13 protein-coding genes and 1 pseudogene are annotated in these 12,615 nt (G+C 34.0%); 10 read left to right on the forward strand and 4 right to left on the reverse strand.

All coding sequences use genetic code 11. The features are described 5' to 3' along the window. Positions 1-130: pseudogene (locus ESZ26_RS15705) on the reverse strand (IS110 family transposase); the annotation flags it as partial. 125 nt (positions 131-255) lie between these two features. On the opposite strand from ESZ26_RS15705, the gene ESZ26_RS15710 reads away from it, so the two are divergent. From ESZ26_RS15710 to ESZ26_RS15745, 8 genes are all read left to right on the forward strand, one after another. Beyond that, positions 256-1,119 (forward strand): TIR domain-containing protein, encoded by an 864-nt coding sequence (locus ESZ26_RS15710; RefSeq protein WP_170246401.1) that lies wholly within the window; start codon positions 256-258, stop codon positions 1,117-1,119. A 480-nt stretch (positions 1,120-1,599) separates the two neighbouring features. After that, the gene (locus ESZ26_RS15715; RefSeq protein ID WP_146800411.1) at positions 1,600-2,487 is read left to right on the forward strand and encodes an alpha/beta fold hydrolase; all 888 of its coding nucleotides are present in this window, start codon (positions 1,600-1,602) and stop codon (positions 2,485-2,487) included. Positions 2,488-2,731: 244 nt separating this feature from the next. Continuing rightward, complete coding sequence (locus ESZ26_RS15720; RefSeq protein WP_146800412.1) at positions 2,732-3,439, forward strand: SDR family oxidoreductase; 708 nt, start codon at positions 2,732-2,734, stop codon at positions 3,437-3,439. Positions 3,440-3,544: 105 nt separating this feature from the next. After that, entirely contained in the window at positions 3,545-4,627 is a 1,083-nt protein-coding gene (locus ESZ26_RS15725; protein WP_146800413.1) for a DUF418 domain-containing protein, read from the forward strand. 341 nt (positions 4,628-4,968) lie between these two features. Next, entirely contained in the window at positions 4,969-5,253 is a 285-nt protein-coding gene (locus ESZ26_RS15730) for a hypothetical protein (RefSeq protein ID WP_146800414.1), read from the forward strand. A 98-nt stretch (positions 5,254-5,351) separates the two neighbouring features. Continuing rightward, positions 5,352-5,891, forward strand: coding sequence for a hypothetical protein (locus ESZ26_RS15735; protein ID WP_146800415.1), 540 nt, complete (start codon positions 5,352-5,354; stop codon positions 5,889-5,891). A 322-nt stretch (positions 5,892-6,213) separates the two neighbouring features. Further along, positions 6,214-6,960 (forward strand): CPBP family intramembrane glutamic endopeptidase, encoded by a 747-nt coding sequence (locus tag ESZ26_RS15740; protein WP_146800416.1) that lies wholly within the window; start codon positions 6,214-6,216, stop codon positions 6,958-6,960. A gap of 356 nt (positions 6,961-7,316) precedes the next feature. Then, entirely contained in the window at positions 7,317-7,547 is a 231-nt protein-coding gene (locus ESZ26_RS15745) for a glutaredoxin family protein (RefSeq protein ID WP_146800417.1), read from the forward strand. Between the two features lie 380 nt (positions 7,548-7,927). On the opposite strand, the gene ESZ26_RS15750 is transcribed toward ESZ26_RS15745, so the two are convergent. Continuing rightward, entirely contained in the window at positions 7,928-9,154 is a 1,227-nt protein-coding gene (locus tag ESZ26_RS15750; protein WP_146800418.1) for a DEAD/DEAH box helicase, read from the reverse strand. A gap of 559 nt (positions 9,155-9,713) precedes the next feature. Between ESZ26_RS15750 and ESZ26_RS15755 the strand changes: the two genes are divergently transcribed. Next, positions 9,714-10,262 carry a hypothetical protein gene (locus ESZ26_RS15755; protein WP_146800419.1) on the forward strand — a complete coding sequence of 183 codons (549 nt, stop codon included), beginning with the start codon at positions 9,714-9,716 and terminating at the stop codon, positions 10,260-10,262. A 19-nt stretch (positions 10,263-10,281) separates the two neighbouring features. Here ESZ26_RS15755 and ESZ26_RS15760 read toward each other — a convergent pair whose 3' ends face one another. Then, positions 10,282-11,256, reverse strand: a complete 975-nt coding sequence (locus ESZ26_RS15760; RefSeq protein WP_146800420.1) for a DnaJ C-terminal domain-containing protein — start codon at positions 11,254-11,256, stop codon at positions 10,282-10,284. A gap of 198 nt (positions 11,257-11,454) precedes the next feature. On the opposite strand from ESZ26_RS15760, the gene ESZ26_RS15765 reads away from it, so the two are divergent. Next, positions 11,455-11,730 carry a GNAT family N-acetyltransferase gene (locus ESZ26_RS15765; RefSeq protein ID WP_146800421.1) on the forward strand — a complete coding sequence of 92 codons (276 nt, stop codon included), beginning with the start codon at positions 11,455-11,457 and terminating at the stop codon, positions 11,728-11,730. 160 nt (positions 11,731-11,890) lie between these two features. Here the strand turns inward: ESZ26_RS15765 and ESZ26_RS15770 are convergent, their stop codons facing one another. Further along, on the reverse strand, positions 11,891-12,229 hold the full coding sequence (locus ESZ26_RS15770; protein WP_146800422.1) for a GIY-YIG nuclease family protein: 339 nt from the start codon (positions 12,227-12,229) through the stop codon (positions 11,891-11,893). Positions 12,230-12,615: the final 386 nt, after the last annotated feature.

A 12,615-nucleotide genomic window follows, 5' to 3' on the forward strand; every position in this document is an offset into this window, starting at 1 on the left:
AGGCGGCTTTATTACTGAGTATTTTACCTAGATGAGTTGATTTAGCGCCACGTTGGTCTTCAATATAAGCGACTTCAGTAAATGTTTTATGGGTATCTAAGCCAATGAAAAGTATGTTATGTTTTATCATGCTAGCCTCTGTTTGATAATGTTGACACATATATTATGGCTCTGGTTTGTAAAACTAACCCACATTTAGAGGCTAGCACCTTGTGGGGAGTCATTGTGTCTATATGCAGTTCAAGGATCCGAGTAGTGAAGCTGTTAAAAAATAAAATCAATAAACTAGCAGAAATGAGTGAAGCGTTTAATTGGAAAAACGGTAGTAAAAAGCATGATTCTCTAGAGCTGACTTTTGGGGGGCATTCACCTACGTGGGATACATGGGTAAATGATATAGAAAATATTTTGAAACTAACAGTTAAGCCAAATTCAGAACCTTTTGTTTATTTTAAAGCTGCAAATAATTCAAAGGTAAAAGGTAATAGTGAAGATAAATTTGAGTTTGCAAAAGACAGTTATATTAAAGCATTAAATGCGTTGATTTCGTTAATAGATGAAGGTGATATATTTAATGAATTATTAGTTTCAGGGCCACCAAAAAAAATAAATAACCCCAATGGCTCTCCTGAAAAAATAAAGGCATCTTCCTCCCTAGTACCAAGAAATAATAAAGTATTTATTGTTCATGGACATGACAATGCTTTAGAAATTGAATTAGCACTATTTCTTGCACAGATTGGAATTAAGCCAATTTATTTGCATGGAGAAATTGATGGTGAGCAAAGTATCATTGAAAAACTTGAAGCTAACAGTGACGTCTCCTATGCATTCATATTACTTACCCCTGATGAAGTTTTGTATACGATTGAGCAATCTAGTGTTGTAGATGTTGATAGAAAAAAAGTCATTAGAGCAAGACCTAATGTCATTTTTGAGTTTGGTTATTTGGTTGCTAAGCTTGGTATAAAAAATGTCTGTGTTCTTCACAAAGGTGATGTAGATATACCGACTAATTTAAGCGGTTTTATATATAAAAAAGTTGATGATAATATTGATGAAATTGGGTTGTTTTTAATTAAAGAGATTAAAGCAGCTGGTTTTAAGCCTGAATTATAATAGTATTTATGTAGTTACTTAAGCGGCCAAAAAGCACATGCTGCTGTTATTCCTGTTCTCATGGATAGTTATTTTTACAAGCTTAATAAAGTGTTTTATGGCAAAAAATTATGATTGTAGATTAGAGTAGTCACAACGACCCAATGCAATAAATGCGGTTTGAAATATAAAATAACTTATCCTGTTTTTCCCCATCATATCTTTAAAAACAAGGGGGCAAATCATTAGTGATATTCATATTAGACAATCAGAGCAAACGGAAAAAGCTTAAGTAAAGGTAGGCAGTTTTTATATTTAGCAATTATTCTAGCTTGCTTTTTAATTGTGTTATTTTAGTTTGCTGTTAATCAAACGATAAGCTATTAAAGAGAGATCAAAACAGTTTTATATTGTGCTCTCACATTTGGAAAATATCTACCATTTTAGCAAACCATTTTTGCCTTTTAATAGGGCAGACAGCAAATTAAACAGGGACAGTACATGAAATCATATTTAGGATTTTTATTTATTTTGGCAAGTTTTAGTTGTTTTGCCAGCGATGATATTTTATCACCGACAAAAAAGGGGCTTTATGATGTTGGCGGCTTTAAACTTTATTTAGAGTGTTATGAAAACGATAAACCTAAATTAATTTTAGAACAGGGTTTTACTCGAGCAGGTTCTGATGGAGCTTGGATGGATAATGTTAAGCGATTAAACAAAACTTTCAGTATTTGTTTATACGATCGTTCAGGCTTGGGTAAAAGTGAGAAAGGTCCTGTACCAGTTACCGTTTTTGATACTGCAAATTGGTTACATGAATTATTAAATGTTGCTGATGTTAAGCCTCCATATTATTTTGCTGGTGGTTCATATGCTGCCTATATTATTCGAGCTTACAATAATATATATACTAGTGATGTCTTAGGCGTTGTACTTATAGATCCAGCTGTTTATGGATATTTTCATACAATGGCTACAAGATGGCCTGACGGCTTTGAAACTAATAATAAAGATTTACGAGATATGATGGAACTTGAACTCAGTGTAAAAGACCCAATGTTTAAAGGTATTCCTGAAAAAGTAGATCACCTTAAAAGTTACGAATTAATCAAATCTTCAAAAACTTTTGGAAGCAAACCTCTTATTGTTCTTTTTTCACAAACGAGTAAAGGATATATCAACCAAACACCTAGATATGATGAAGCTTATTTTCCCGATAGTATTGCTAAACCTATGACTGAGTTGTGGGCCAGTGCTATTAACAGTTTTAAAGCTTTATCAAGTGACACAAAGATTATCTATTCACAATCAAAGAAACATCATTTACACATAGCAGATCCTGATCTGGTTGTTAGTAATATTGAATCATTGGTTAGTGGTAATTAATACCTAACAGCCATTTAAAAGCACAAGTAATCGTTGGCTGTTCAAGTTTACTCAATACTTAGAAAAGTATTATTTTCCTTGGTATTTATTTAGTATAACGGTATCAAAATCTTTGATAAGTAAGCTTGGTGGTTATTATATCTAATAAGGTATTAAAGTCGGGGGAAAACAGTCTGCTGTTTTTTTTCCTCAACATTCCAGTAATTTTTTGCCTCTTAATGGGGGGGCAGATTTAAGGTTCAATATGAGTGATTTAGTTGTATTAATAACGGGTGCTAATAGAGGCATTGGTTTCGAATTAACAAAACAATATCTTATCAATGGCTGGACAGTAATTGCTACCTGTAGAAATAAAAAGACATCGGCTGATTTAATTACATTGAAGGATGAGTTCTCTGAAAAATTGCTCATTGAATTAATGGATATCACTTGTCCAGAAAATATTGAGAGGTTAGCTAATAAACTCAGTGAAGAAAGCATCAAAATAGATTTAATAATAAATAATGCGGGTTATTTAGACCAAGAAAATAAAAGTATTCATGACATTAATTACGCAAATGCTGAAATGAGTTTTAAAGTGAATTCGCTTGGCCCATTGTATTTAACTCATTGCTTTTTATCTTTGATGAATAAAAATCGTCTATGTAAAATAGCTATAATTTCTTCGGTTATGGGATCCCTAACGCGAGAAAGAACTGTCGATTGGTATGGTTACCGAATGTCTAAAGCAGCAGCCAACATGCTAGCCGTGAACTTATCCAATGAACTTGTTAATGACAATGTCGCTGTGATCGCTGTTCATCCCGGTTGGGTTCAAACAGATATGGGCGGTTCTTGTGCAAGAGAAAATGTTAAAGATTCGGCTCTTGGGGTTATGAAAGTGATTCTAAATTTATCTCTTGAGACCACAGGGAAATTTTATGATTTTAAGGGGGAAGAATTACCGTTTTAATCAGCTGTTAAATAGGGACAATAAACGGTTGTTTTTTCTCCTTGAAAGTCTTTAGCTAATGACTTTTTTACCTATGAATAGAGCACAGTACTTTAAAGGATATTTATGAAGCAAAGAGTTATGGGATTTGATCTTGCTAGAGCATTAGCAATCTTTGGAATGGTTATCGTTAATTTTAAACTTGCGATGAACTCTGAAACAGGTAACGAGTTTTTACTGTGGTTCTCTGCGCTGTTTGAAGGAAGAGCATCTTCTCTTTTTGTTATCCTTGCAGGAATTGGTGTTACATTTTTAACCAATAAAGCTAGAAAATCAGAAGATAGCCTGATTATATATAAATGTCGATTATCGCTAATCAAAAGGGCCTTATTACTTATAACCATTGGGCTGATGTACACACCAATCTGGGAAGCCGATATACTGCACTTTTATGGCTTTTATTTTATGATTGCTGCGATTGTATTTATGGCGAGTAATCGAATTTTGTTGATCGTATCTGCTTCAATTGCCTTATCCTTTCCTATCTTGATGTTGTTGTTTAATTATGACCAAAATTGGAATTGGTCTAGTTTAACATATATGAATTTATGGTCTTTTGATGGAATGATAAGGCATGTACTCTTTAATGGTTTTCATCCTGTATTCCCTTGGGCTAGTTTTCTTATCTTTGGGATGTGGTTAGGGCGAGTCGATTTATCGCAAACCATCACTAGAAATCGATTACTTATATGGTCTCTTATTACCTTAGTAACGACTGAGCTTATCTTTTACTTCGCTCGTGTTTATATTGGAGATGGTGCCGAGCTTGGACTTTCGCCAGAAGAGATTACCGCGCTTTTTTCAATCTCAATTATACCGCCTTTTCCTCAATATATTATTTCTGCTGGCAGTTCTGCCTGTATAGTTTTGGTTGGCTGTTTATATTTTTCGGATAAGTTTAGAGAAAGTAAAATAAATGTATGGTTATGCCAAACGGGTCAGCTGTCTTTAACTCTCTACGTTGCTCATGTCATATTAGGCATGGGAGCTCTTGATAGTCTAAATAGGCTAAGTAACCAGACTATAGATTCATCTTTACTTAGTTCATTAATCTTTTGTGTTTGCGGCGTTGCTTTTAGTGTTTTTTGGCTTAAATATTTTAAAGCTGGACCGCTAGAATTGCTGTTTAGAAAGCTAACAAAGGTTTAAAACGAAACAATACAGTAGACTTTTTTCGTTCAACATTTTAATCAACAATGATTTATCTCTACATTCGGCTGTGCGGATTATGGAATTTACGTTGTATTTACCACTAATTATCACCAGTACCTTTTTATCGAAATAGACGAGAAAACCCCGTGATCCGAGCGAAGCTAAAGTCGCGGGGTAGTTCACTTGTCTTACTCTTTGCTCACTTTTGGTTTTTATAATCACTCATTAAGACGTTAAAAACTAATAAACCATTTAAGTAGCATAAATAAAATTTTGGGGGCCAATGGCTACTTATTTTAACTAACAATGTTTAACTACTTAGTAAGATTTTGGGTGTAATGAAGTATCTAATTGTTATATACAACAGCGCTAGTTTTGTAGCTTCATTGTGGTGTCTTTCGGCAATAACGCCTTTACTACTTTTCGTGGCTAATGATATTTATTGGATGTCGATAGTTGCTGTTGGTTTGATTATTCTTTATGGCTCTTCAATATCCTTATTTAGCAAAGAAAAAATAACTCAAGGCTGTTGGTGTAAATCTGATGTTTTTGCATATATTGTTGTTCCAGCGTGTCTATTTACCTATGTTACTTACATGATGTTATCTAGTGTAAACGCCTAAGTTACTCAAAATTTAAACAGTGACTTACCTTGCATTTAACTCAACCATTTTTTACTTTAGATCAGGTGTTATACTGCAGATGAGTATTGGATATCTCATTGAATTTTAATCCTAAACAGTGTTATCAAATAGAATCAACTTTAAAAGGATTTATTGAAGTGCCAGATACCTTCGAATCAAAAATTGTAAAAGCAAAGTTATCAATATCCTTAAACAAACTGGTGTTATTGACTTTTTTAGTCGTGATTGCCTATTTTGGCTATGAAAAATATGCGTTGCATAATACTGAACAAAAACAAGCATCAGCTTTTATTTTAACTCCTCAAGTCAATGATATTTACTTTTTAGACATGAGGTTGATTAATGATAAATTAAACCCTAAGCATAAATATAGATTAGCTAAAGTGGTCAGTGTTAGCGGTGGTAATACGGCTATTGTTTACGGAAGGGTTTTCTATCAATGGCAGAATGCGGTGGTAAATAGCATTAAGTATGATGATTTAAATAATAATAATTATTTTGAGCTAATACCCGACTACATTCCCTTTAGTTCAATTAAACAAATGAGGGCTAATGGAGCTATTTATCTCGTTAAACGCCCTATTCGAAATAGACTCTATGGTAAATTTGTTAATTAAGATGTCTATTGACTCTGCTTAATGGGTTTTAGCTCATGACTACCGTTGGTATTTCACATTTTAATACTCACAAGAGGACAAATAAGGCCTGCTCTTACTATAAATCAGCTCTCTAATAATATCGCTGACTTTTGCAAATATAATGGTCGGAGCTTCTAAACTCGCCACGTAAATGACAGGTTCGTCCTGTCGTTTTATTGAACCTAATAAATATACAGGTGGATTTTACAGGTAAGTAGGCTTAGATAAATACGTTTTAATATTAAGCATTGAGGTTAACTTCTCAATTGTTCTGTTTTTTCAATTAGGTTTTAATATATTTATGAATATCTCAAAGGTTAACCATCTATCAGGGGCGGTAAATAAGGTGATGTTATCGATATTGTCGATGCTATCGATATTACTTTTAGCTCTGGTACTACCGGTATTTTCAACCTTTATTGTCTTTATATCAGGTCTTGGTTCAATATTTTTAGATGAAGTACATACTATTGAACAGCTAAACATGAATCTAGGCTTTAATTTTACCACATCAATAGTTTCGGTATTTTTAATGCTGCCCCTTCTTCAGTATTATCTTTCCACAAAAAATAAAGAAAGTATAGTTAACCGATTAGCTTTAAAATCTATAACGTTAACACGGCTAATCATGACCTTATTAGCCGTGTTAACGTTCTCATTATTTGAATATTTTATATTTAGTATGGGGATTGTTGAAACACCAAGCTTTATGCTCGACTTTCTAGAGTCAATAGATACGGGACTTGAAATAACATTACTTATTTTAACTGTTGGGATCGTAGGTCCTTTTATTGAAGAAATTATTTTTAGGGGGATTGCCTTCTACAAGTTAGAACAAATCTCCTTAAATCCAATAATCATCATTGTCATTACCAGTTTAGCGTTCACCTTGATACATTCTCAATATCAACAAACAGAGGTATTTATTTTACTCTTTTTATCATCATGCTTATTAGGATCGATTAGATATGTAAGTGGCAATTTATGGTATTGCATATTTGGCCACATGGTCATGAATATTATAGTGGTTGCAGAAAGCTTTTTATAAAAGGGCTAAAACAAGTTCCTCTTAACATTCCTATAATCATAATGCGCTTTTAACATATTTTCTAATGTCAGTTACCTTTAACAGTAATGACATTAGAGAGAGGGTAGCTCTTTCAACAAAATGTTAGTATTAACAACAAAGAAAGAAAGTTTAATTGATAAAATTTTGCTGTTGGCAGCTCTAAGCATAAACGATTAAGCCAAAGCCCAAACAATTACTTGAAATGCATTTATCTTATTGGTTTAGCCAACTAGCTTAATTTTTTTAGATAGAATTGAAAGTTCAGCTAATTCATCTTTGTTTTTTTTGAGAGTTCAGTAAAATAGTGAGTCTTTAACAATTCTGCAAGGTTAGTGATGAAACGCGTTGTTTTATATATTTCAGATAAATGCCCCCATTCTCGTGAAGCTCAAAAATACTTGGATAATAATGGCATAAAATACAGATTAACCAATGCGAAAATGCAGCGCGGTAGAAAAGAGCTTGACGCTATAGGAGCTAGCTCTTTACCTGCCCTTAAAATTGGTAATGAAGTAATGATTGGCTGGAATCTAAATAACTTTAAGAAACTCTATGCCGACGATTAACAAGTTCAATTATCTAATTAGATAATAGAGTGATCAATAAGCGCAGAATGCTTGATCACTCTATTTCGAATGGAGAAAAAATATAGAAGAGTAGGGCATCATATAATCTGCTTCTGAGCATTATAATAATTAATGACCACTTTATGTGTACTACTGCTCAACGAATAGCACTTAATAGCTGTGGTTAGCCATTAGCGCAAACGTTAATCGAAAACGAATATTACTTAACACAGGGTGCTTGTTTGTACCGCAACCAGACTAATGCTGATAACTTTGCCTATTGTGCTTTTCTTTACCACAAAGAAAGGCACGCTAAGGCATCAACAGATGATATTTGTAGCCTAGCTAAAAATCTTTAGTAGGCTACTTTATAGCTAGGCTTATTTTCTTTTTTTTCTTGTGCTATTGGTTCTGTTCGATTTATTTGTTTTATTTACCTTTTTTTTAACTTCTTTAGGCACTTTTGAAAACTCTTTATGGAAAGGCTGCTCTGTAACAACAGGAATGACTTGCCCTATGCTATTTTCGATATTAATTAATTGCCTTATATCATTCTCTACAGCAAATGAAATGGCCATTCCACTTTTTCCAGCACGAGCAGTTCGCCCGATACGGTGTATGTAATTTCTTGGATCTTCAGGAAGGTTATAGTTAATAACTAAAGTAATATTATCAACATCAATTCCGCGAGCAGCAACATCAGTGGCAACTAAGACTCTTAGAGTAGAATCTTTAAAGTTTTGTAACGCCTCCTCTCTAACCGCTTGTGTTTTACTACTGTGAAGGCTAGCGGCTGTTATTGATGCTTTTTCTAATGCTTTAACAATGATGTCAGCGCCATACTTTGTTTTACAAAAGATGAGTACTTTTTCAAAATCAGGTTTTTGTAATATATTAAAGAGTAAAGGTACTTTATTCGCTTTTTCAAGATGGTATACACTTTGATTAACCAAATCGAGAGTAACCGTTTCAGCCGCAATTTGAATTTTTATTGGATCTGTTAAAATTGCTTCTGCAAGTACTTCTATTTCAGCGGGCATAGTCGCTGAAAACAATAGTGTTTGTCGGTTCTTTGGCAGTTTAGATATAATGGTTTGAACATCTTTAAAAAACCCCATATCAAGCATGGTATCTGCTTCATCTAAGACAAATATTTCTAACGCCTTAAAATTTATCTCTCCCGTTTCAATTAAATCCAATAATCTTCCTGGAGTGGCCACTAAAATATCAAGTCCAAGTGCTATCGAGTCAACTTGAGCTTGTCTTCCTACACCACCATAAACAACCTTAGTTTTAAGCCCTAAACCCTCAGAGTAGTCATCAATGTTTTGCATTATTTGCGAGGCAAGCTCTCTCGTTGGCGTTAGTATTAGCGAACGCGTGCTCTTCGCTTGGATATCTATTTTATTTCGACCAAAATTATTGATAATAGGCAGTGAAAAAGCCGCTGTTTTTCCTGTTCCCGTTTGCGCGATACCAAGCAGATCATTACCATTAATAAGAGCCGGGATACATTCTTTTTGGATCGGTGTAGGCTGTTTATAGCCCTTAAGAGTAACGCGATCAATAATCGACTCTAAAAGTGAAAATTCTTTAAATTCTGACATGCTGCCTCGGTGTCCTTAATCAATAGCCGACTATTCTAACAGAATGCTTTGATATATTTAAGACGTATTCAAGGTGGCATTTTAAGGCATAGTTAATTTTAAAGGGATGTATTGACAGTAAACCCTATAAAGTAAAGCATATAGATTGTATTTTCCTTCGATCTTAGGACTATATTCGTATCTAAAATGACCTAAAACGTCTTTAAAGTTAATCTGTATTAGCAAACGTTTGTTGCAATACTGACGGGTAAAGCTATTTATGCTAAGGATCTAATGGTGGATCACTTGTCATTATAAAAATAAGTAGTAACATCTGTTTTTTGTTAATACGCTATTTATGATTGAAAACTAATTAAAAATTAAAAATTAAAAATTAAAAATTAAAAATTAAAAATTAAAAATTAAAAATTAAAAATTAAAAATTAAAGGTTAAAGGTTATTGACAGGGTAATGTCGATGTTTTTAGTGGCAGCAGTCAATGTTAATAACGGGCGGTTCTAATGTAATTAGGGACAAAGCTAAAGCCATTGCTGAGGGGTTTAGCGGGTACACAATATTTATGAATATAGTTATAGTTTCAGATGTTTTTGGTATAACCCCCGCATTAATAAAGCTGAAAGAAAAACTCGGTGTAACCATTATTATTGATCCATATAATGGAAAAAGTATGGATTTTAAAAGTGAAGCTGAGGCATATTCATGCTTTATCGCTAAGATTGGGCTTGATGACTATATTTCAATAGTATTAAAAGCCTTGGCGTCGCTTGATGGCAAAACAACACTCATTGGGTTTAGTATTGGGGCTTCAGCTATTTGGAGAATATCTTTAACGAATGAAAATAATTTTATCAAACAAGCTTTTTGTTTTTATGGCTCACAAATAAGAAATTTCACCCAAATAGAGCCGTGTTTTAAAATAAATTTGCTCTTTCCTAAAAGTGAACCACATTTTGATGTTGTCGAGCTGATAAAAAAGCTTGAAGCCAAAGCTAATGTTAAAATAACACAAGTCGAGTACCTGCATGGTTTTATGAATTATTATTCGAATAACTTCAATAATACCGGTTATCAACGATATGTTACTTTATTGCAAACCATTACCCGTTAGTCTATTGCCACAGCAGACGTTAAGCACTTTTTTTATCCTTTTCATCTTCAATTTCATTTTTTCTAGTCTCATTCGCAAGTACTTTTAAAGATTGGTATAACGCTTCTTCTGCTGCGGATAAAATTTTTGGAAAAACAATTTTTAGTTTTACAAAAAAATCTCCAGCAATTTTTCCCGGTAAGCCCCGACCTTTTAGACGCATTTTAGCGCCACTACTGACCAATTTAGGCAGACTTAAATCAATGGTTCCTGCTGGTGTTGGTACTTTTACTTTTTCACCCAGTGCTGCTTGCCACGGGCTAATAGTAAGCTCGGTGATAATGTCTGTTCCTTCAATGATATATAAGGGATGAGGGTTAAAGCCCACTTCAATATATAAGTCACCATTTTTGGCGCCGCCAAAACCTGTTTCACCTTGCTTTTGTAAACGAATTTTCTGTCCAGGTTTAATACCTTTTGGAATACTTACTTTTAAGGTTCGCGCTTTTGATTGCGCTTGTCCATGTTCATCAACCACTTGATCTTGCAAAGTAAAGCTTCGAGTTGCCCCAGTATATGCATCAGGTAAGTCAATTAATATTTTTGCATGACTGTCTTGCCCTTGCCTAGACTGAGGAGCACGTGATGAATGTGGGTTTGCGTTGAAGCCGCCACCAAATAATGATTCAAAAAAATCACTGAAATCGCCTTGACCGCCGGCATTAAAACTACCATTACCTTGTTGCTGATATTGCTCTTGCCATTTAGGTGGTGGGGTAAAGCCAGCTTGGCCAGCTTGCCAATTACTACCCAGTTGGTCATAAGCTGCGCGCTTTTCTTTATCGCGTAACACGTCATAGGCTTCATTTATGTCTTTAAAGTGAGCTTCTGCATCTTTTTCTTTACTAACATCGGGATGAAACTTTCGTGCTAATTTCCGATATGATGTTTTAATTTCATCCTGAGACGACGTTTTATCAACGCCCATAATTTTGTAATAATCTTTATAATTCACAGTGACCTCCTGCGTAGTAAACCAGCAGATAAATATTGGCTTAATGTTAACTAGTCCAATTTGATGGCGTTATTATAAGAAGAAATAAAAATGATGAATGTCAGTAATGTGACACTTTTAGCAAAATATTGGCTGTAGACTTCTATCTTTCATGCTATTTTTTAGAAAGAAGTAGTTTAATCTCTTAAAGGAAAAATAATGTCTTACACGCTGATACATAACGCAAACGAATGTAAATACGAATACCATATCGATGGCGCGGTTGCTTATATCACTTACGATGATGAAAACGGTAACATGCACTTAACCCACACTATTGTTCCAGATGAGCTCGCCGGCAAAGGCTTAGCAAAAACACTTTTAGAAGATGTTCTTCAACAGATCAAAAATGATAATAAAAAAGCGGTTGCGCAGTGTTCATACATCATCAAATATTTAGAAAAACACCCAGAAGCAAGCGACCTATTTGTATAATTATTTTCGATAAACAGCGCCGTTAACGGTGAACTTTAGTATGAACAAAGTCACTGTCATTTATCGGCGCTTATAATCGATATATGATTGCAACCATGTTGACCATAGTCCTGATAATGTATAACTCAGCCGTTTATTAAGATCAGCCATATAAAATAGTTTAATGGATGCTCACAACGGGTATTTTTAATACTTCTCTTTTTAATATGTTGCTTGCAATTTCAGGCGACACTTCATAAAACTCGTTAACGTATCTTTTAGCCTCGAAATACTGTCTTATCTGATTTTTGACCTTACAGGGGTTTTCGCATGCCAAAGAAAAAAAGAGTTGATAATGCCCCGGACTTTTCTTTGAAAGTGACTTTGCATATTCTTCAGTATCATTCGAAGTACAACCGATTCTAATTACATTTGAAAAAATAGAATGTGTCATGATATAGACATTACCAAAAGAAATATTGTCAAGCGGGTTAGCCGGGGGGACATTTTTTAAGCTCATAAGTTTATGCTCATTGAGGATTTATCGCCTTTATGGTGATTTATGGTGTTATCTATATTGTTATTTTATCGAATATCCTGTCGATAATATTGATCTTGTGCTGCTATTTATGTTGTTGCTATATTATTTGAACCCAGCGTTGATTTGGCTCAATGTTTTAGATAGAGAAAGGGCGGTTAGAGAAGGGCAAGTTAATTTATTGATACAAAAGTGTCGATATGAAAAGAGTTCCCGTTGCTAAAGTTATACGGGTGTTAATTGTTATAAAAACTAAGCGAGTAGACCTATTAAATTTGTCGCTTGTTATTTGATCGAAGCGCTTATTTTTTAAGCGTGATTTTTTGTTCTATTCTATCTTTAATAATTGTTACACAAATTAAGGCAAT

The sequence above is a fragment of the Colwellia hornerae genome (assembly GCF_007954355.1).
Taxonomy (GTDB): Bacteria; Pseudomonadota; Gammaproteobacteria; order Enterobacterales; family Alteromonadaceae; genus Colwellia_A; species Colwellia_A hornerae.

Coding starts and splice junctions, on each gene's coding strand:
- ESZ26_RS15720 (WP_146800412.1), top strand. CDS start 2,732: ATGAGTGATTTAGTTGTATTAATAACGGGTGCTAATAGAGGCATTGGT.
- ESZ26_RS15730 (WP_146800414.1), top strand. CDS start 4,969: ATGAAGTATCTAATTGTTATATACAACAGCGCTAGTTTTGTAGCTTCA.
- ESZ26_RS15750 (WP_146800418.1), bottom strand. CDS start 9,154: ATGTCAGAATTTAAAGAATTTTCACTTTTAGAGTCGATTATTGATCGC.
- ESZ26_RS15765 (WP_146800421.1), top strand. CDS start 11,455: ATGTCTTACACGCTGATACATAACGCAAACGAATGTAAATACGAATAC.
- ESZ26_RS15770 (WP_146800422.1), bottom strand. CDS start 12,229: ATGAGCTTAAAAAATGTCCCCCCGGCTAACCCGCTTGACAATATTTCT.
- ESZ26_RS15745 (WP_146800417.1), top strand. CDS start 7,317: ATGAAACGCGTTGTTTTATATATTTCAGATAAATGCCCCCATTCTCGT.
- ESZ26_RS15725 (WP_146800413.1), top strand. CDS start 3,545: ATGAAGCAAAGAGTTATGGGATTTGATCTTGCTAGAGCATTAGCAATC.
- ESZ26_RS15740 (WP_146800416.1), top strand. CDS start 6,214: ATGAATATCTCAAAGGTTAACCATCTATCAGGGGCGGTAAATAAGGTG.
- ESZ26_RS15755 (WP_146800419.1), top strand. CDS start 9,714: ATGAATATAGTTATAGTTTCAGATGTTTTTGGTATAACCCCCGCATTA.
- ESZ26_RS15715 (WP_146800411.1), top strand. CDS start 1,600: ATGAAATCATATTTAGGATTTTTATTTATTTTGGCAAGTTTTAGTTGT.